General features: G+C 72.8%; 16 protein-coding genes. 9 read left to right on the top strand and 7 right to left on the bottom strand.

The features are described 5' to 3' along the window. Nucleotides 1–20: 20 nt before the first annotated feature. The 5 genes from AB0M11_RS07825 to AB0M11_RS07805 all read right to left on the bottom strand — a co-directional run bounded on the left by AB0M11_RS07825 (nt 21) and on the right by AB0M11_RS07805 (nt 5,950). Nucleotides 21–2,363 (bottom strand): hypothetical protein, encoded by a 2,343-nt coding sequence (locus AB0M11_RS07825; RefSeq protein ID WP_365702505.1) that lies wholly within the window; start codon nt 2,361–2,363, stop codon nt 21–23. Then, a complete protein-coding gene (locus AB0M11_RS07820) occupies nt 2,360–3,016 on the bottom strand; it encodes a toll/interleukin-1 receptor domain-containing protein (protein WP_365702503.1) in 657 nt (218 codons plus the stop codon). Before AB0M11_RS07820 ends, AB0M11_RS07825 begins: the two co-directional genes overlap by 4 nt. A gap of 276 nt (nt 3,017–3,292) precedes the next feature. After that, nucleotides 3,293–4,621: a helix-turn-helix transcriptional regulator gene (locus AB0M11_RS07815; RefSeq protein ID WP_365702501.1), complete on the bottom strand. Its 1,329-nt coding sequence runs from the start codon at nt 4,619–4,621 to the stop codon at nt 3,293–3,295. 144 nt (nt 4,622–4,765) lie between these two features. After that, nucleotides 4,766–5,440 carry a Type 1 glutamine amidotransferase-like domain-containing protein gene (locus tag AB0M11_RS07810; protein ID WP_365702499.1) on the bottom strand — a complete coding sequence of 225 codons (675 nt, stop codon included), beginning with the start codon at nt 5,438–5,440 and terminating at the stop codon, nt 4,766–4,768. A 9-nt stretch (nt 5,441–5,449) separates the two neighbouring features. Next, entirely contained in the window at nt 5,450–5,950 is a 501-nt protein-coding gene (locus AB0M11_RS07805) for a GNAT family N-acetyltransferase (protein ID WP_365702497.1), read from the bottom strand. Between the two features lie 80 nt (nt 5,951–6,030). On the opposite strand from AB0M11_RS07805, the gene AB0M11_RS07800 reads away from it, so the two are divergent. Beyond that, entirely contained in the window at nt 6,031–6,834 is an 804-nt protein-coding gene (locus tag AB0M11_RS07800) for an exodeoxyribonuclease III (RefSeq protein ID WP_365702495.1), read from the top strand. Here the strand turns inward: AB0M11_RS07800 and AB0M11_RS07795 are convergent. Beyond that, a complete protein-coding gene (locus AB0M11_RS07795; protein ID WP_365702613.1) occupies nt 6,812–7,465 on the bottom strand; it encodes a MerR family transcriptional regulator in 654 nt (217 codons plus the stop codon). The two genes, AB0M11_RS07800 and AB0M11_RS07795, sit on opposite strands and share 23 nt — an antisense overlap. 197 nt (nt 7,466–7,662) lie before the next feature. Here AB0M11_RS07795 and AB0M11_RS07790 point away from each other — a divergent pair, with 197 nt between their 5' ends. The 4 genes from AB0M11_RS07790 to AB0M11_RS07775 all read left to right on the top strand — a co-directional run bounded on the left by AB0M11_RS07790 (nt 7,663) and on the right by AB0M11_RS07775 (nt 11,370). Continuing rightward, entirely contained in the window at nt 7,663–9,183 is a 1,521-nt protein-coding gene (locus AB0M11_RS07790) for an NAD(P)/FAD-dependent oxidoreductase (RefSeq protein ID WP_365702492.1), read from the top strand. After that, complete coding sequence (locus tag AB0M11_RS07785; protein WP_365702490.1) at nt 9,180–10,136, top strand: alpha/beta hydrolase; 957 nt, start codon at nt 9,180–9,182, stop codon at nt 10,134–10,136. The genes AB0M11_RS07790 and AB0M11_RS07785 overlap by 4 nt, the downstream gene beginning before the upstream one ends. Then, nucleotides 10,133–11,017, top strand: a complete 885-nt coding sequence (locus AB0M11_RS07780) for an SDR family oxidoreductase (RefSeq protein ID WP_365702488.1) — start codon at nt 10,133–10,135, stop codon at nt 11,015–11,017. The genes AB0M11_RS07785 and AB0M11_RS07780 overlap by 4 nt, the downstream gene beginning before the upstream one ends. A gap of 89 nt (nt 11,018–11,106) precedes the next feature. Beyond that, a complete protein-coding gene (locus tag AB0M11_RS07775) occupies nt 11,107–11,370 on the top strand; it encodes a hypothetical protein (RefSeq protein WP_365702486.1) in 264 nt (87 codons plus the stop codon). A gap of 169 nt (nt 11,371–11,539) precedes the next feature. On the opposite strand, the gene AB0M11_RS07770 is transcribed toward AB0M11_RS07775, so the two are convergent. Continuing rightward, nucleotides 11,540–14,911, bottom strand: coding sequence for a S41 family peptidase (locus AB0M11_RS07770; protein ID WP_365702484.1), 3,372 nt, complete (start codon nt 14,909–14,911; stop codon nt 11,540–11,542). 166 nt (nt 14,912–15,077) lie between these two features. Between AB0M11_RS07770 and AB0M11_RS07765 the strand changes: the two genes are divergently transcribed. The 4 genes from AB0M11_RS07765 (at nt 15,078) to AB0M11_RS07750 (ending at nt 19,517) form a co-directional block, all read left to right on the top strand. Next, the gene (locus AB0M11_RS07765) at nt 15,078–15,680 is read left to right on the top strand and encodes a TetR/AcrR family transcriptional regulator (RefSeq protein ID WP_365702482.1); all 603 of its coding nucleotides are present in this window, start codon (nt 15,078–15,080) and stop codon (nt 15,678–15,680) included. Between the two features lie 123 nt (nt 15,681–15,803). Next, on the top strand, nt 15,804–18,029 hold the full coding sequence (locus tag AB0M11_RS07760; protein ID WP_365702480.1) for an MMPL family transporter: 2,226 nt from the start codon (nt 15,804–15,806) through the stop codon (nt 18,027–18,029). 127 nt (nt 18,030–18,156) lie between these two features. Further along, nucleotides 18,157–18,675, top strand: a complete 519-nt coding sequence (locus tag AB0M11_RS07755) for a YbaK/EbsC family protein (RefSeq protein WP_365702478.1) — start codon at nt 18,157–18,159, stop codon at nt 18,673–18,675. Beyond that, on the top strand, nt 18,672–19,517 hold the full coding sequence (locus tag AB0M11_RS07750; protein WP_365702476.1) for a DMT family transporter: 846 nt from the start codon (nt 18,672–18,674) through the stop codon (nt 19,515–19,517). Before AB0M11_RS07755 ends, AB0M11_RS07750 begins: the two co-directional genes overlap by 4 nt. Nucleotides 19,518–19,687 lie beyond the last annotated feature (170 nt).

Below are 19,687 nucleotides of genomic sequence, written 5' to 3'. Positions count from 1 at the left end.
AAGCGGATCGGGAGCCGGGGTCAGGCCCGGCGTGCGCGGATCGCGCGCAGGACGCGGCGGGCGCAGGCGGCGTCCGGGTGCTGCCGCACCATGCGGACGAGGTTGAAACCGGCCCGGGGAAGGAGCCGTTCGGTCGTCACGAGCTCGGGGACGAACCCCTCCAGGAACAGATGCAGTTCCTTGTCCCGGTCACCGGCCAGCAGCCACTGCTCCAGCAGGGCCCACGCCAGCCGCGCGTAGTCCGGGTCGAGCAGCGCGTGCCGCCACAGCAGGAGGAGGGACGCCTCCCGCTCGGGACTCGCCATCGCCTGTCCGGCGAGCACCGGACGGAACGGCAGTTCGGGTCCGACGGTGTACGGCCCGAGCACGATCAGGGTCCCGACCGCGTGCCGGAGCGGGGACACGTCGTTGTCCGGACGCCTGACCCACCGGGCGAGCGCGTCGGCGACGGGCTCGGCGCCGCCGCGCGCCAGGAACAGCGCGGCTGTCGCGTAGGCGACGGAGGCGTAGCGGACGGGGGTGCGCCTGCCGGCCAGTGCCTCCAGGGCCCGCAGCGTGCGTGGCACGTCCCGGGTGCCGACCGGCGTGCCGTAGGTCCGGGCCGCGCTGTCCCGCAGCTGCGGGCTGGGGCTGCGGGCCCAGTCGGCGACCTGCCGGTCGATCCGCGCGGTCAGCCAGGGATCCTCCGCCTCGACGGCCACCGCGAGGGCCAGGGCGGCGTGCTGCCGGTCCCGTGCGGACGTGTCGCGGGCCCAGATCTGCACGAGGTCCCGGTAGACGCTGTCGACGTCGTGGCGCAACAGGAGGCCGGCGATGACGGCGGCCCGGGACCGGACCCGCTCCAGCCGGTCCCCGGCGAGCGTCCGCAGCCACCGCAGCAGCGGTGCGCGCAGCCACCCCGGCCCGTGCCAGACGACGTCGAGCACGGTCGACATCAGTTCCGGCTCCGCGAGCCGGACGCGGCGCGGATTGTCGGACAGTCCGGCGTCCGGTGTCGCGGCGACGCCGGCCCCGGTGTCGGCCAACTCGTCGATGATCAGGTCCAGGACCCGGCGCTCGGGAGCGGCGTCACGGGTCTCGGCCCGCTGCACCTCGTCACAGAGCAGCGTTCCCACCCGGATGAAGTCGGACAGCGGCAGGCCGTCGCAGAGCACGTAGGCGAGGCGCAACGGCAGCTGGTGAGGGCCGAGAGCCGCATCGGGCGCCGTCCCCAGACCGAGCAGGTTCCTGGCCTGGGTGCGCAGCCGGTCGCGCCAGGCGCCGAAGGCCTGGCCGAGTTCCTCGGCGGGGCAGTGCAGGTGCCCGGCCAGTGTGCCGGCCAGCGCGACGACCGCCCGGACCGGCGGGTTCGCCCGGAGCTCGTCGTCCACGCGCGGGTCTCGCAGCACGCCGTGCAGGAACTCCCGCAGGGGGTGCTGCGGGCACTTGTCCACCCCGTGGTCCTCGGTCCGGTGCCGCTGCAGATCGGACTCCAGATGGGCCCTGAGCACCTCCTTCAGGTCGGGTGCGGTGTGCCGGAACGCGTACGGCGACAGAGCGTCGATCTCGGCTCCGGTGCTCTGCGAGATCAGCACCACGTAGGCGCCGATCCGCTCCGCGCGCAGCGCCAGGGCCTCCAGGGCGGCCGGTGCGGGCAGTTCGGCGCCCAGGTCCAGCACGACGCCATGGCCCTTGGTGAGGTGACGGTCGGTCTGTTCGGCCAGCGCCTGGGCCAGCCCCGTACCCCCGCTGTGCAGAACGGCCACCCGGTCACCGCCGCAGGCGTCGGCCAGCAGGACCCGGGCCGTGGTGTCCCGTCCGGTGCCGCGCGCCCCGGTGACCAGGGCGAGGTGGTGCGTGTTCAGGCAGTCGGCCATCGACTGGTGATCGGGGACCGGCGTGTGCAGGCGATGGCGGCGCTGCGTGTCCCGGACGTCCAGCGGGGTCCGCTGGAACTCGACGGGCTGGGGGCCCGCCAGGTTCAGCGACAGCGCGGTGTTGTGGTGTCCGCCGTAGGTGTTCGCGGTGCCGGTGGAGTGGCGGATGAGAAAGGAGAACTGGTCGCGGGAGATCTCCTCGACCGCCTCGCCTTCGTCCTGAACGGCTGCGGACGGACGGGGCGCCGACGACCGTGCGCCGGGGGAGTACGAGGAACTCCCCGCCTCCTGGCGGGAGTCCCGGGTGTTGCCGCTCGCTGCCTGCCCGGGGAACCCGCCGGGGGAGGACGGGCTCTGCGCGCCGCCCGCCGGCTCGGCGGCCGAGGGCGGTGCCGCTTCGGGGGTGTCGTCGTGCCCACGCGGAGCCTGCGCGTCCTGAAGGTCCGGGAGGTCCGGGTCGGCGGCGGGGCCGGTGCCGTCGCGGTGATCGTCCGCCGGTGTGCTCATGGGCGCTCCTGGTCGTCGTCTTCCTCGTCCGCCGAGGGGGGCGGGGTGCTGGAGCCGTGGTGGTTGATCGAGTTGTTCCGGCCGCCGAAGATGGCGTTGCCGTCCATCCGCTCGATGGTGAAGGTGTCTCCGCCGCCGGTCCCCGTGCCGCCCGCGCCCCCGCTCCCGCCGCGTCGGGTGGGCCCCAGACCGGGGACGGCCTCGCGGATCGCGGCGAGGAGCGGAGGGAAGTCGATGTGCTCCTGGTGCGGGCGGAAGTAGACGGCCTGCCGGTACGCCAGGTACCGGATGTCCTCGGGGAGTTCGTCCGCGTCCGGGAGCTGCGCCTGGTCGACCAGGATGGGGATGACGGGCAGCTTGTACGTGCCGGCGAGCGCGATCTCCCGGCGCACCCAGTCGTCCTCACGGTCGATGAGACGGCGGCCCGCGGTGTCCCGTACGGAGGCCCAGCGGTCTCCCATGACCACCAGCAGGAGGTCGCACTTCCTGATGGCTCGTTCGAGCTGGTCACGGAAGTCGTGGCCCTTGGGGAGGCTGCGCTGGTCCCGGAACGCCGCCCGCGCGCCGAACTCGCTCTGGAGCTTGGTGTCGATGTGCGGGCCGACGGAACCCGTGTCCGCGCGACGGAAGTTGGTGAACAGAGAGGGGGTCACAGGGCTCCTCGTTCCGCGATGGAAGAGACGGCTGGTTCGCCATGTCCGTCTCGGGCAGGTGTGAAAGCCGCAGAGAGGCTGAATGCGGTCGGTAAACCTGACATTTTCAGTCGCCCCGAAGGGGGTCAACGGTGTTGCCTGGGGACACTTCTGTCGGCAACAGGACACAAACGGTCCGCAGGGGCATGTGGGTGCCGACGCGACGTACCGGTCGCGCCGGGCCGCGGCGCGCGGGGGACGCGGCGGGTCCGGAGCCCTGCGCCGTGTCCGTGCGGGTCAGTCCGCCGACCCGCGGGGTGCGCGGGGTACGGGGGCGCCGCTCAGGCTGGCGGCGATGACGGGGAGTACGTCACGGACCACCGCGTGCCCGTTCCGCCTGGTCAGCGCCGACCGGAGCTGGCGCACGTCGGTCCGTACGGTGGCGGAGTCGGTCGCCACGACGTCGCGGGCGACGGACTCGGCCACCGCACAGGCGCGTTCGATCTCCCCGGCGTCGGCCAGGGCCAGGGCCAGCCGCGCGGTGTGGCGGGCCCTGGCGCGGACCGCGTGCGGCGCGAAGGCCTGCCGGCCGGTGTCGAGCAGGGGGACCGCGTCGTCCGGGCGGCCCAGTTCCCGTAGGCACCAGGCTTCGACGAAGGCGGTGAGATCGGGGATCTGGGTGCCGCCGAGAGCGGCGGCGCCGTCCGGCTGCGGCTGGGACTCGTCCATGAGGCCGGCGCCGATGTCCAGAGCCCGGCGGCAGGCGTCCTCGTCGCCGAGGAGCGCGTGTCCCTGGGCCTCGCGCTGCGCGGCCAGTGCTCTGACCCGCAGGCCTCGGGCGCGTGTGCCCGCCGCTCGGGCGAGTTCGACGGTGGCCAGCGAGTCGTCCTGGTACAGCGCGAGTTCGGCCTGCCTCAGCAGGGTGTAGGCCACGAGCTCCTGATCCCCGGCGGCTTCGGCGAGTCCGGCCGCGTGGTCGGTCCAGTACCGCGCGGCGCGGTCGTCACCGGCCTCCTGCCACATCCACCCGGTGTACTCGGCGAAGCGCGCGGCGAGCCGCAGGGCGGCGTTGTGGCACCCGAGCGCCGTGCCCTGTCCCAGGCCGCGGAGGGTGGCGGTCGCCGTGACGCCCAGCGGGATCACCACGGCCGGGCCGGAGAACTGGCCGAGCCGGCGGCATTCGTCGAAGAGGGCCCGGAACGCCGGAAGTACCGCTTCCAGTGGCGCGTTCCTGACCGGACCAGGGGTGAGGGAACTGTGGGCGACGACCGCGGGAGCGCGTCCCGCCGGAGAGGCGGCCGGGGCGTAGGACGTGAAGTCGCCCGACCCGTCGTCGTGCAGGTGGAACGACCAGGAGGCGGCGTCCGTGGACGGTAAGCCGCCGTTGCCCTGCCCGGCCGGACCGGGCGGACCGGGCGTCAGCAGCGCGGCGAGCTCTCCCCGCGCGTCGAGCTTGGTGTCCAGCGCTCGGGCGATCCTGCCCGTGGGGGTGGCGAGTCCCCGCTCGATCTTGCTCAGGTACGACTTCGAGATGTGGACCGCGTCGGCCAGTCGGGCCAGTGACAGCGAGGACTCCTCCCTTCTGCGGCGCAGTTCTGGGCCGAAGTCCGATCCGGCTGGTGACATGGTGGCTCCCCCGCTTGCTCCGTTGCTGGACGGATATTGCCACACTTGGAAAGAGGATCGTCTATTTAATTAATAAGTGCGATTATATGTCCGAATCTGCGTCAACTCTTCGCTAATCAGTTCTGTTTTGCCAGGTCTCCTGTGTCATCCGCCGGGATGGAACCGCCACCGGCCTTCGGAGATGACGTCCTGCTCGCCGTCCCTGACGCGGACGGCCGTCTCGTCGTCGATGAAGTAGATCGGGAAGTCCGCCCGCGCGGCGACGCGGTCGGCCCAGGCGTCGTCCCGCTCGGGGAAGTCCGGCGAGTGCAGGTGCGGCTTGAGGTACCAGTCGAAGAGGCCGAACGGCGGCTCCACGGTCGTCGCGCCGAGCACGTGGAGGTCCGCGGCGTCCCCGATGACGTCGGCGGAGTGTCCGGTGAGGTGACGGCTGAAGATCATCGAGCCGGCGCTGACGCCCACGTAGACCCGGTCCTCCAGCGCCTCCAGGAAGCCGTCGGCCAGGCCGTTGCCGGTGATGCTGCGCGCGAGGTGGTAGTGGTTGCCGCCCTCGACGTAGACGACGTCGGCGCGGCGCAGGCGGTCGAGCACCATCGGCCGGGGCAGGCCGTTCAGCTCCAGGACGTCGAACTCCCGCCAGCCGAGCCCGTGCAGCCGGTTCAGGTCCGCGACGACCCACCCGTGGTCCCCGGGCTCGGCGACGGACGCCGTGGGGACGAACACGACGTTCGCCGAGCCGAAGGGCTTGCCCAGCATGTCCCGCAGCGCATCCCGCAGCGTCTCGTTGCGCAGGCCGCTGGCCGTCAGCAGAAGGTTCATCGGACGACCCTACAGACCCCTCTCGCCGTCCCCCCGCAGCGCCTTCGCGAAGCAGCGGCTCGACTCGTAGTGGCGGTAGTAGCCGAACTTGGCGCACGGTGCGTAACCGCTGGAGGTGTAGAGGCCGATGGCCTCCGGCTGCTTGGTGCCGGTCTCCAGGACCATGCGGAGGCGGCCGGCCGCGCGGGCGTCGGCCTCCAGGGCCGCGAGCATGCGGCGGGCCAGGCCCCGGCCGCGCATCGCCTCCACGACGAACATGCGCTTGAGCTCGGCGTCGCCGTCCTCGTTGCCCTCGCCGTTCGCGTCCTGGCTGCGCCAGCCGCCGGTGGCCACGGGGCGGTCGGACTCGTCGTACGCGATCAGGTAGACGCCGTTCGGCGGCTCGAAGTCGGCCGTGCCGAGGACGGTGGCGTCGCCCCCGTCGCCGTAGCGCCGCTGGTACTCGGCCTGGACCTCGTCGTTCAGCTTCACGGCGTCGGGGTGGTCGAAGGCAACCCGGCGTATGTTCATGTGGGGCATCGTATATTCGTGCAGGCGGGAGACCGCGGTGGACATCCGGACTCCGTCCAGTGTGCCGGTATCGTTCCGGCGTGCTGACAGTGACCTCGGTGAATGTGAACGGACTGCGGGCCGCCGCGAAGAAGGGCTTCGTGGAGTGGCTCGCGGAGACCTCCGCGGACGTGCTCTGCCTGCAGGAGGTGCGCGCGGAGCCGCAGCAGCTCCCGGAAGAGGTGCGCGCGCCCGGCGGCTGGCACGTGGTGCACGCTCCCGCGGCCGCCAAGGGGCGCGCGGGCGTCTCCCTGTACACCCGGCGTGAGCCGGATCACGTGCGCGTCGGCTTCGGGTCGGACGAGTTCGACGCGAGCGGGCGCTACGTCGAGGCCGACCTGCCCGGGGTCACCGTCGCCTCCCTCTACCTGCCCTCCGGCGAGGTGGGCACCGAGCGGCAGGACGAGAAGTACCGCTTCATGGGCGAGTTCCTCGCCTACCTGAAGGGCCTGCGCGAGCGGGCCGCCGCCGACGGGCGGGAGGTCGTCGTCTGCGGCGACTGGAACATCGCCCACCGGCAGGCCGACCTGAAGAACTGGCGCGGCAACACCAAGAACTCCGGCTTCCTCCCCGAGGAGCGCGAGTGGCTCGGCAGCGTCCTGGACCCGGCCGACGGCGGGTACGTCGACGTGGTGCGCTCGCTGCATCCCGAGGTCGAGGGGCCGTACACCTGGTGGTCCTACCGGGGACGGGCCTTCGACAGCGATTCAGGGTGGCGCATCGACTACCAGGTGGCCACGCCCGGTCTCGCCGGCAAGGCGGTCAAGGGCTTCGTGGAGCGGGCGGCCACGCACGGCGAGCGGTGGTCCGACCACGCGCCGGTCACCGTCGTGTACGACCTCTGACCGGTCCTTCCTGCGGTTTCCTCCGCATTCTGCGGTCCAGGGCCAGGGACACCTCCGCCTCCACCACGCTCCGGGCCAGTGGCCGCAGGCGTTCCATGTCCTCCTCGGGGCCGTGGCGCAGGACGAGGTCGGCGAAGAGGTCGGCGAGCGCGTCGGCGTGCTCGCGGACGCCGCGGCCGGCCGCCAGGACCTCCGCGAGCGGGAAGCCCTCGCGGACCAGCGCCGAGGAGGCGTCCAGCAGGCGGCGGCTGATGTGCACGATGTCGTCGCCGTCGGTCCCGAGGTAGCCGAGTTCCATGGCGGCGGCGAGGTTCTCCGGGGTGACCTCGCCCTCGAAGCGGGCGGCGAGTTCCTCGGGGGTCAGGCGGACCGGCTCCTCCTCGGTGGGGGCGTCCACTCCGAGGAGTTCGGCGACGTCCTTGCCGTGGTCGAGGGCCTCCGCCAGTTCGGCGATGCCGTTCAGGGTGTGGCCGCGGTCCAGGAGCGCCGAGATCGTCCGCAGCCGGGCCAGGTGGTGGTCGTCGTACCAGGCGATACGGCCCTCGCGGCGGGGTGGCCCGATCAGCTTGCGCTCGCGGTAGAAGCGCAGCGTGCGCACGGTGATGCCGGCCAGGGCGGCCAGTTCCGCCATGCGGTACTCGCGTCCGCCGCCCTGGCCGGAGGCCGTCGAGGTGTTTCGCGCGTCCTGGTCTGCCACGTGCGCAGCCTATGTTGTACCGCCGGTAACTTCGTCCTTCCGGGGCCTACCCATCGGTACGGAGCTGTTCTACAGTCCAACCGTGCCAGTGTTCACTGGCGTAATCACGGGCGAGGTGTGGAGGCTCCGGGATGGCCCAGCACGAGCATGTACGAGTGGCGGTGATCGGGTCCGGGTTCGGCGGGCTGGGCGCGGCCGTGCGGTTGCGCAGGGAGGGGATCACCGACTTCGTCGTCCTGGAACGGGCCGGCAGCGTCGGCGGCACCTGGCGGGACAACAGCTACCCCGGGTGCGCCTGCGACGTCCCCTCCCACCTGTACTCCTTCTCCTTCGCGCCCAACCCGGACTGGCCCCGCACCTTCTCCGGGCAGGAGCACATCCGCGCCTATCTGGAGCACGTGGCCGACGTGTTCGGGCTCCGGCCCCACCTCCGCTTCGACGCCGAGGTCCAGCGGATGACCTGGGATCCGGCGCAGCTGCGCTGGGACATCGAGACCGCCGCCGGCGCCTTCTCCGCCGACGTCGTGGTCTCCGCCACCGGGCCGCTGTCCGACCCCAGGATCCCCGAGATCCCGGGGCTGGACTCGTTCCCCGGCAAGGTCTTCCACTCCGCCCGCTGGGACCACGACTACGACCTGCGCGGCAAGCGGGTCGCCATGGTGGGCACCGGCGCCTCCGCCATCCAGATCGTGCCGGCCGTCCAGCCCGAGGTCGCGCGGCTCACCCTCTTCCAGCGCACCCCTCCGTGGGTGATGCCCCGCGTCGACCGGGCCATCAGCGCCGCCGAGCGCCGACTGCACCGGGCGCTCCCCTTCACCACCCAGGCCCGGCGCGGGCTCCTGTGGGGGATCCGGGAGCTCCAGGTCCAGGCGTTCACCAAGCACCCCGACGAACTCGGCCTGGTGGAGAGCCTCGCCAGGCGGAACATGGCCCGCGCGATCAAGGACCCCGCGCTGCGCGCCAGACTCACGCCGGACTACCGCATCGGCTGCAAGCGGATCCTGCTCTCCAGCTCCTACTATCCGGCGCTGGCCCAGCGGAACGTGGACGTGGTGGCGAGCGGGCTGGAGGAGGTGCGCGGATCGACGCTCGTCGCCGCCGACGGCAGCACCGCCGAGGTCGACGCGATCATCTTCGGCACCGGCTTCCACGTCACCGACATGCCCATCGCCGAGCGGGTCGTCGGCGCCGACGGACGGACCCTCGCGGAGGCCTGGAAGGGCGGCATGGAGGCGCTGCGCGGTGCCTCGGCCGCCGGGTTCCCCAACTGGATGACGATCATCGGGCCCAACACCGGCCTCGGGAACTCCTCCATGATCCTCATGATCGAGTCCCAGCTGAACTACCTGGCCGACTACCTGCGCCAGCTCCGCGTCCTCGGCGGACGGGCGGCCCTGGACGCGCGCCCCGCCGCGGTGGCCGCCTGGAACCGCAAGGTCCAGGAGCGCATGAAGCGCACCGTCTGGAACACCGGCGGCTGCACCAGCTGGTACCTGGACGCGAGCGGCCGCAACACCACCATCTGGCCCGGCACGACCACGGAGTTCCGGCGCGCGACGCGGCGGGTGGACCTCGCGGAGTACGACGTGATCCGCCCGGCCCCGCCGAGCGGCAGCGGCAGTGACATGGCCGGCGCGGAGGTGGGCGCGTGAGCCGTCTCGCCCACGTGACCAGCGGGCCGTACGCCCCGCCCGCCCCGGCGCGCGAACTCACCGTCGTCTCCGCCGACGGCGCCCGGCTCCACGCCGAGGTGCACGGACCCGAGGACGCGCCTCCCGTCGTCCTCGCCCACGGCTGGACCTGCTCGACCGCGTTCTGGGCGGCGCAGACCCGGGAACTGGCCGTCGACCACCGGGTCATCGCCTACGACCAGAGGGGGCACGGGCGCAGTCCCGCGAGCCCCGCGTGCACCACCCGGGCGCTGGCGGACGACCTCGAAGCGGTGCTCGCGCAGACCCTCGCCCGCAGGGAACGTGCCGTGGTCGTCGGCCACTCCATGGGCGGCATGACGGTCATGGCGGCCGCCGAGCGTCCCCGCTTCCGCGAGCACGCCGCCGCCGTCCTGCTGTGCAGCACCGGCAGTTCCCGGCTGGTGGCGGAGGCGCTGGTCCTGCCCCTGCGGGCCGGCGGCCCGCGCACCTGGCTGACGGCGCGGGTGCTGGCCTCGCGCGCCCCGCTCGGGCCCGTCACGCCCCTCGCGCGGCGCGTCCTCGCGTACGCGACCATGGGCCCGGGTTCGGACCCGCACATGGTGGAGGCGTGCGCCCGGATCGTGCACGCGTGCCCGCCCGCCGTCCGGCACGCCTGGGCGGATGTCCTCGCACGGCTCGACCTCGACCACGGCGTACGGGAGTTGCGGGTGCCCACCGCGGTCGTCACCGGCGCGGCCGACCGGCTCACGCCCCCCGTGCACGCCCGCGCGCTGGCCGCCGCGCTGCCGCACTGCCTCGGCCTGACCGAGCTGCCGGGCATCGGCCACATGACTCCGGTCGAGGCGCCGGAGCTGGTCAACGCGACGATCCGGGAACTGGTCACCACGTATCTGGACGGCACCCCCGAACAGGCCCGCGCCGACGGGCCGGAGCGGATCAAGGAGGGCTCATGAGCAGGGTCGGACTCGAAGGACAGGTGGCCGTCGTGACCGGAGCGGCGCGCGGCGTCGGCGAGTTGCTCGCCCGCAAGCTCTCCGCGCGCGGGGCGAAGCTCGCCCTGGTCGGGCTGGAGGAGGAGGCGCTCAAGCAGGTCTCCGGCAGGCTGCACACCGACAGCGCGTACTGGTACGCCGACGTCACCGACCACGAGGCGATGAGCCGGGTCGCCCGGGAGGTCAAGGAGCGGTTCGGGAAGGTCGACATCGTGGTGGCCAACGCCGGGGTGGCGAACGGCGGTCCGTTCGCCGACTCGGACCCCGAGGCCTGGCGGCGGGTGATCGAGGTCAACCTGGTCGGTTCGGCGGTGACGGCGCGTGCGTTCCTCCCCGCCCTCACCGAGAGCCGCGGTTACCTGCTGCAGATCGCCTCACTGGCCGCGATCACGCCGGCGCCGATGATGACGGCGTACTGCGCGTCCAAGGCGGGCGTGGAGGCGTACGCGCACAGCCTGCGCGCCGAGGTAGGACACCAGGGGGTGCGGGTCGGGGTCGGGTACCTGTCCTGGACGGACACCGACATGGTGCGCGGCGCCGACCAGGACGAGGTGATGCGGGAGTTGCGGCAGCGGCTGCCGTGGCCGGCGAACAAGACGTATCCGCTGGGTCCGGCCGTCGACCGGATCGTGGCCGGCATCGAGCGGCGCTCGGCGCATGTGTACGGGCAGGGGTGGCTGCGCGGGATGCAGGGGGTGCGCGGGTACCTGCCGGCGGTGATCGGCACGGTCGGGCAGCGCGAGATGAAGAGGTTCGCACCCCGCCTGCGGGGCGTCCGCACGGGGCTCGTCGGCGCAGGTGGGGCCGCTGACGAGGAGGCGCGCGCTACGCACCGTCACTGATCGACATGCGAGCGTGGTCGGCCCGTGTGAACCTGGTCGAGGCCCCACTGAGGGCCGATTCCCCTCACCCTCCACAGGAGTGAACCCACATGGGTATGAAGGACAAGGCCGGAAAGATCCAGGGACAGGCCAAGCAGAAGACGCACGAAGGCCAGCAGACGGCGCAGCAGCGCGGCCAGCAGACGCAGCAGCGTGGCCAGCAGGGCGGTGCCCAGCACGCCCCGCAGCACTCTCCGCAGCGTGGCCAGCAGACGCAGGAGCGCGGGCGGCAGATGACTGAGCGCGGGCGTCAGAACCTGGACGACGCGGAGCAGGAGATGCAGGAGCGGTTCGACCAGGACTACGACGCGTAGTCGTTGCACTTGGCTTGACCGACAGGCGCGGGGCGCCCTTCTCGATGGAGGGTGCCCTGCGTTTTTTCGCCCCGGGGGAGGGGGTGCGGTGGGGGTGGCGGGTGCGGGCGGGTGGGGGCTTGTCGCGCAGTTCCCCGCGCCCCTTCACGCCGGGACGCTCCCCGGTGTGTCAGGAAGACCTCGGGGGAAGCTTGGGGCGGGATCTGTCGGGGGACTGGCTGTAGTCGGGGGGGACGGCTGCCGGGTGGTCGGTCAGGAGGTCCAGGGCGAGCTGGATGGCCTCGTCCATCTCCACGTGGCGGCCCTCCGCCCAGTCCAGGGGCGTGCGCAGGACCTCGCGGTCGGGGGCGACGCCGTGGTTCTCGACGGACCAGCCGTACTCCTCGAACCAGGCCGCGTTCATCGGCACCGTGATCACCGTGCCGTCGCCCAGCTGGTGCCGCCCGGTCATGCCGACCACTCCGCCCCAGGTGCGCTGCCCGACCACCGGACCGAGCCGCAGCAGCCTGATCGCGGCCGTGATCATGTCGCCGTCGGAGGAGGTGGCCTCGTCGGTGAGCGCCACGATCGGACCGCGCGGGGCGTTGGAGGCGTACGACACCGGCTGGGCGTTCCGCGTCAGGTCCCAGCCGAGGATGGTCCGGGTGAGCTTCTCCACGACGAGTTCGCTGATGTGGCCGCCCGCGTTGCCGCGCACGTCGACGATGAGCGCGGGCCGGGAGACCTCCCCGCGCAGATCGCGGTTGAACTGGGCCCAGCCCGAGCCGCCCATGTCCGGGATGTGCAGGTAGCCGCACTTGCCGCCGCTCAGCTCCCGTACCACCTCACGGCGTTTGGCCACCCAGTCCTGGTAGCGCAGCGGCCGTTCGTCGATCAGCGGGAGGACGGCCACGCGGCGCGGCGGCCCCGACTCGCCCTCGCCGGGGGCGAACGTCAGCTCCACCGTCGTGGCCCCCGCCCCCGCGAGCAGCGGGAACGGCCCGGTCACCGGGTCCACCGGCCGGCCGTCCACGTGGGTGAGGACGGCGCCCTCCCGGATGCCGGTGCCCGCGAGCGGGGACCGCGCCCTGGAGTCGGAGGAGTCGCCGGGCAGGATCCGCTTGACGGTCCAACCACCCTCCCGGTGGACGAAGTTGGCGCCGAGCAGCCCCTGGAGGCGCTGGTAGTGCGGCGGCCCCTCGTTGCGGCGGGCCGGGGTGACGTAGGCGTGCGAGGTGCCCAGTTCACCGAGGACCTCCCGGAGGAGGTCGGCGAAGTCGTCGGGGGAGGCGACCCGTTCGAGCAGCGGGCGGTACTGGTCGAGCACGCCGTCCCAGTCGATGCCGCACATCCCGGGGTCCCAGAAGTAGTCGCGGATCAGGCGGCCGGCCTCGGCGTACGCCTGGCGCCACTCGGCGGGCGGGTCGACCTCGTGCAGGATGCGGCGCAGGTCGATCCAGACGGTCGTGTCGCCGTCGCCGGACTCGGTCGACGGCACGGCCCGCAGCTCGCCCTCGTCCACCACGACCAGCCGGCTGCCGTCGCCGCTGACCGTGAACCAGTCGAGGTGGTCCACGAGTTCGGACTTCTTCGCCTTGCTGATGCTGAAGTGCTCCAGGGTCGGCCGGCCGCTGGTGTCGGCCGGGTTGACGAAGGTCTCGCCCAGCGCGCCGGAGATCGGCCAGCGCAGCCAGACCAGGCCGCCGCCCGCGACCGGGTACAGCGCCGAGTACTTGGAGGCGGTGACCGGGAACGGGGTCACCCGGCTCTCCAGTCCCTCGACCTCGACCGTCACCGCGCCGCCCTCGCCGGGTTCCTCGTCCTCCACGGGGTCCAGGCCGCCGGCGGCCGGGCGCCCGTCCGGGTTCAGGGCGAAGGGGGAGGGGGTCGCCGAGGAGAGCGGGACCAGGTAGGGGCGGCAGCCCAGCGGGAAGGACAGGTCACCGGTGTGCACGTCGTAGACCGGGTCGAAGCCGCGCCAGGAGAGGAAGGCGAGGTAGCGGCCGTCGCTGGTGAAGACCGGGTTCTCGTCCTCGAAGCGGCCGTTGGTGACGTCGATGACGAGGTGGTCGCTGATGCGGGCCAGCTTGATCTGCCGGAGCGTGCGGCCGATGCCCGGATGCGACCAGGTCAGCCATGAGCCGTCCGGCGAGAAGGCCAGATCGCGGACCGGTCCGTTGATCGACCGGATCAGCTCGGTGACCACGTCGGCGGAGGACGTGCCGTCGACGGCGTCCTCGCCGACGGCGCCTGCGGCGGTACCGGCCCGGTCGACGGCCGCGGCGCCTGCGGCGGTACCGGCCCGGTCGAGGCCGGCGGTGGACTCGTCGGCCCCCTCGACGACCTCGACCTCCTCGGTCGCGTCGATCAGCAGCAGCCGGCCGTCGTGGGCCGCCACGGCCAGTCGTTCGCCCAAGGGGTCGGAGACCAGTTCGAGCACCCGGCCCAGCTTCCCGCAGGCCAGCCGCCGCGGTGGGCGGGCACCGGTCGCCCGGGGCAGGTGGGCGATCTCGACGGCGTCCTCGCCGCCGGCGTCGGTGACGTACGCGATCTGCCCGGTCGAGCCGAGCATCTCCGGGAGCCGCACCCGCACCCCCGGCGTGTCCGCGATGGTGCGGGCGGGACCGTCGCGGTGGGTGAGCCAGTACAGGCTGCCCCGTACGACGACGGCGCTGGCCCGGCCGGTCTCGTCCACCGAGACGCCGTCGACGTGCTGCGCGGCCGGCACCTGGTAGGGGCGGCGCCCGGCCCGGGGTCCGGAGAGGCGGACGTCGAGCCTGCGCGGTGCCGCGTCCGGGCCGAGGTCGTCGACGAGCCACAGGTCGCCCGCGCACTGGTAGACCACCCGGGTGCCGTCGCTGGCGGCGTGCCGGGCGTAGAAGGCGTCGTGGTCGGTGTGCCGGCGCAGGTCGGAGCCGTCGTGGGCGCAGGAGTAGAGGTTGCCGACGCCCTCGTGGTCGGAGAGGAAGGCGATCCGGCCGCCGACGAACATCGGTGAGCAGAGGTGGCCGCCGATGTCGTCGAGCAGGCGCCGTCCGTGCAGCCACAGCCGGCCCATGGCGCCGCCGCGGTAGCGCTTCCAGCCGGCCGGTTCGTGCGGCGGGGTGCCGGTGAGCAGCAGGGTCCTGCGGTCGTCCCCGATGTCGGCGACCTGGATCTCGGCGACCGGCCCCCAGGGCAGCTTGCGCCCCGGGTCGCCGTCCGGGGACACCTTGTAGGCCCAGGTGAAGTAGGAGAACGGCTGCCCGTGCGAGGCGACCGCCAGGATGTCCCCCTCGGGCGTCCAGCCGCACACCTGGGTGTCGGCGCTGCCCCAGTACGTCAGCTGCCGGCCGGGGCCGCCGTCGACGTCGGCCAGGTGGATCTCGGGCACCAGGCTCCGCCAGCTCGTGTACGCGATCCGGCGGCCGTCGGGGGAGAAGCGCGGATGGCCGACCTTGGTGCGGTCGACGCTGAGCCGCCAGGCGCGGCCGGGGGCGTCGAGCGAGGTGAGCCAGAGGTCGTCCTCGGCCACGAAGCAGAGCAGGTCGCCGCTGAGATGGGGCATGCGCAGATAGCTCACCTCCCCATGCTTTTCCTGGTGCGGGAGGCCAGCAACTCGTGGCGGCTCCGGTCCTGCTCGGCGCCGTGAGACAGCACACGTACGAAACGGTTTCGTTTCTGTAGATCGCAGGGTATCGTCGAGGTGTACACACGGGATGCCGACGGAGCAACGGAGGGTGAGTGGCATGACTGAGGTCGCAACGGCGCGTCGCAGTCGGATCACGCCCGAGCGCGAGGCCGAGCTGTACGGCGCCGTGCTCGACCTGCTCCGCGAGGTCGGTTACGACGCCCTCACCATGGACGCCGTCGCCGCCCGCACCAAGTCCAGCAAGGCCACCCTCTACCGCCAGTGGGGCGGGAAGGCCGAGCTGGTGGCCAAGGCGGTCCGCCACAGCAAGCCGGGAGCCGCTCTCGGCGAGGTCGACACCGGTTCGCTCCGCGGCGACCTGCACGCCCTCACGCTGCGCTCGGACGACTGCGATCTGGAGCAGAACTCCGCGCTGATGCGCGGGCTCGCCATGGCGATCCACGGCAACCCGGATCTCCTGCAGGCGTTCAAGGAGCACCTGATCGAACCCGAGACGGCGCAGTTCCGTCGGGTGCTGCAACGGGCGGTCGACCGCGGCGAGGTCCGTGCGGACAACCCGGCGATCGACTTCGTGATGCACATGATGATCGGTGGATTCGCCGCCCGGTCGCTGATCGACGAGCAGCCGCCCACCCAGGCCTTCCTGCTGTCGTACATCGACGCCGTGGTGCTCCCCGCCCTCGGCGCGACCGCCTGCTGACCCTTCCCCGCACCCAGCCCACCTGACGTCTCCGCTCACGTCGTCGGGCCGATCACCCCTGCCCCCACCGGGTTGATCACCCCTGCCCTGAACACCCCACGACCTGACCGGGAGTACGCCCTCGTGGCCACGTTCCTCTACACACTGGGCCGGTTCGCCTTTCGGCGACGGCACTTCGTCGCCCTCCTGTGGGTGGCGCTGCTGACCCTCGCCGGTGTCGCCGCCGCCTCCGCCCCCGCCGCCGGCTCCAGCTCCTTCTCGATCCCCGGGACCGAGGCCCAGAAGGCCTTCGACCTGCTGGACCAGCGCTTCCCCGGCGCCAGCTCGGACGGCGCCACCGCGCGGGTCGTCTTCAAGGCCCCGGCCGGCGAGAAGATGACGGACAAGCTCAACAAGGCCACCGTCAGGAAGACCGTGAAGGAGCTGGCCGCGGGCGCGGAGGTCACCTCCGTCACCGACCCCTACCAGCAGCACGCCGTCAGCAAGGACGGCACGGTCGCCTACGCCTCGGTGCGCTACGACGTCTCCGGCACGGAGCTCAAGGACTCCACCCGCGACGCGCTGGTGGCGGCCGGGCACGACGCGCAGCAGGCCGGCCTGACCGTCGAGGTCGGCGGCGACGCGCTCCAGGCCTCGCCCGACGCGGGAGGCGCCGGTGAGGCCATCGGTCTGGCCATCGCCGCCGTCGTCCTCGTCCTCACCCTGGGCTCGCTGGTCGCGGCCGGACTGCCGCTGCTGACGGCGATCGTGGGCGTCGGCATCGGCGTCTCGACCATCACCGCCCTGGCCAAGACGCTCGACCTCGGAGACACCACGTCCACCCTGGCGCTGATGATCGGACTCGCGGTCGGCATCGACTACGCGCTGTTCATCGTCTCCCGCTACCGCGGCGAGCTGGCCGAGGGGCGCGACCGCGAGGAGGCGGTCGGCCGCGCCACCGGCACGGCGGGCTCGGCGGTGGTCTTCGCGGGCCTCACGGTGGTGATCGCGCTCGCCGGTCTCTCGGTCGTCGGCGTGCCGATGCTGACGAAGATGGGCCTGGCGGCGGCGGGCACGGTCGTGGTCTCCGTGCTCATCGCGCTGACCCTCATCCCGGCGATGCTCGGCTACGCGGGCCGCCGGGTCCGGGCCACGGGCGAGAAGCGCCGGCCGCGCACCCGTGCCACCGGGCAGGACAGGCCCGGACTGGGCGCCCGCTGGGCGAGCTTCGTGGTCCGCCGCCCGGCGGCCGTGCTGCTGCTCGGCGTGGTCGGACTGGGCGCGGCCGCCCTCCCGGTCTCCCAGCTCGAACTGGGCCTGCCCGACGACGGCTCGCAGCCCACCTCCACGACCCAGCGCCGGGCGTACGACCTGCTGTCGGAGGGCTTCGGTCCCGGCTTCAACGGCCCTCTGGTGGTCGTGGTCGACGCCAAGGACAGCGACGCCCCCAAGGCCGCGGCCACCAGGGTGGCCGACGACATCAAGGGCCTGAAGGACGTCGTGACGGTGACCCCGGCGGCGTTCAACAAGGCCGGCGACACCGCGACGATCACGGTGGTCCCGGACTCCAAGCCGTCCTCGACGCAGACCGAGAGCCTGGTCCACGCGATCCGCGGCCAGGGCACCGGCATCAAGGCCGACACCGGCGCGCGGGTCCTGGTCACCGGCACCACCGCGATGAACATCGACTTCTCGCAGAAGCTCAACGACGCGCTGGTCCCGTACCTGGCGCTGGTGGTCGGCCTCGCCTTCCTCCTCCTGATCGCGGTCTTCCGCTCCGTCCTGGTCCCGCTGAAGGCGGCCCTCGGCTTCCTGCTCAGCGTGCTCGCCGCGCTCGGCGCCGTCGTCGCGGTCTTCCAGTGGGGCTGGCTCGGCGGGCTGCTCGGGGTCGACCAGACCGGCCCGATCATGTCGATGATGCCGATCTTCATGGTGGGCGTGGTCTTCGGTCTCGCCATGGACTACGAGGTGTTCCTCGTGACCCGGATGCGGGAGGCGTACGTCCACGGCGAGACGCCCGGCCAGGCCGTGGTGACCGGCTTCCGGCACAGCTCGCGGGTCGTGGCCGCCGCCGCCGTCATCATGATCTCCGTCTTCAGCGGCTTCATCACCTCCAGCGAGTCCATGATCAAGATGATCGGCTTCGGCCTCGCCGTCGCCGTCCTCTTCGACGCGTTCGTGGTCCGCATGGCGATCGTCCCGGCGGTGCTCGCCCTGCTCGGCAAGCGCGCCTGGTGGCTGCCGAAGTGGCTGGACCGGATGCTCCCCAACGTCGACGTCGAGGGCGAGGGCCTGCGCACCCTGGCCGCGGAGAACGCGGACGGCAAGGACGGCAAGGACGACGAGGACCGGGAGCTGGTACGCGTCTGACGTACGGCTCGTGACAGACCGCCGGTGAGGGTCCGTGGGGACGGGGCGCCCTCACCGGCTTCCTCGTGTGCCCCGCGCCGCGCTCGACCGCTCGCCGCGCCTTCCCCCGCCCCGTTAGCGTGCTCCCATGACGACAGCCGCCACTGACGCCGACGCCGGGGACCGTGGAGCCCATCCCCGTTTCGCCGCCGCCCTGGAGGAGCTGGGGCTGGGGGAGCTGACCTCGCGGGTCCGGCGGTTCCCGGACGCCACCCGCACCGCCGCCGAGGCCGCCGCGGCGGTCGGCTGCGAGCTGAGCGAGATCTGCAAGTCGCTGGTCTTCGCGGCCGACGGGGTACCGGTGCTGGTGCTGATGGACGGCGCGTCCCGGGTCGACGTGGAACTGGTCCGCAGGGAACTCGGCGCCGCGAAGGTGACCCGGGCCCAGGCGGACGTCGTCCGCGAGACGACCGGGTACGCCATCGGCGGCGTGCCGCCCTTCGGGCACCGCACCCGCACCCGCGTCCTCGCCGACCGGGGGCTGCTGCGGCACGAGGTGGTGTGGGCCGCGGCCGGCGACCCCCACGCGGTCTTCCCGATCGCGCCCGCCGCCCTGGTGGCCCACGCCGGCGCCACGGTCGCGGACCTGCGCGAGCCCGCCGCGTGACCCCACTGGTCACCGCGGCCGTCCTGTTCGCCGCGGTCACCCACGCCAGTTGGAACGCGATCGCCCACCGCATCACCGACAAGCTCGTCGGCTCCTCGCTGATCGCCGGCGGCGGGGTGCTGCTCGGCCTGCTGCTGATGCCGTTCGCCGCGGTCCCGGCGGCCGGCGCGTGGCCGTACCTGGTCGCCTCGTCCGTCGTGCACGTCGCCTACTTCGCCCTGCTGATGCTCTCCTTCCGGCTCGGGGACTTCGGCCAGGCCTATCCCCTCGCGCGCGGCACCGCGCCGCTCCTCGTCACCCTGTTCGCCGCCGCCTTCGCGCACGAGGTGCCCGACGCCCCCGCGGCCGCGGGCATCGCCGTGTCCTGCGCCGGCCTCACCGGGGTCGCCCTGTGGGGGCTGCGCGGCCGCCGCCCCGACTGGACGGCGGTCGGCGCCGCGCTCGCCACCGGCCTGACGATCGCCGCGTACACCGTCCTGGACGGCCTCGGCGTCCGGGCCTCGGGATCCTCCGTGGGCTACGTCGCCTGGCTGATGGCCCTGCAGGGCCTCGCGATCCCGGCGTACGCCCTGTACCGCAGACACGGCGAACTGGTCACCGCCGCCCGCCCCTTCGCGGCGCTGGGACTCTTCGGCGCCCTGCTGTCCGTCCTCGCCTACGGACTGGTCCTGTGGGCCCAGACCCGCGCCGAACTCGCCCCGGTCGCCGCCCTGCGCGAGTCGTCGATCCTCGCCGGTGCCGCCATCGGAGCGGTCTTCTTCAAGGAGCCGTTCGGCGCGCCCAGGATCGCGGCGGCCGGGCTGGTGGTCGTCGGGATCGGGCTGATGCTGCACGCGGGGTAGGCCCGAACCGGGAGCAGAGCGTGCGCAGTTCGGCGAACCACCCACCCTGTGCCGGTGCGGCCGGGCGTCAGGTCAGGTACGGGTCAAGCGGACTTGCCGTTGCCTTGACGAACCGTTCCTCGGCCGTTCAGCCGACCGTCTGTGGCCTGGATGTGTGTTCTCCATAAAGT

This window comes from Streptomyces sp. NPDC051987 (genome assembly GCF_040680735.1).
Classification (GTDB): Bacteria; Actinomycetota; Actinomycetes; order Streptomycetales; family Streptomycetaceae; genus Streptomyces.
Note: the sequence above shows the minus strand (reverse complement) of the source record. Positions and strands in the feature narration are given on the sequence as shown.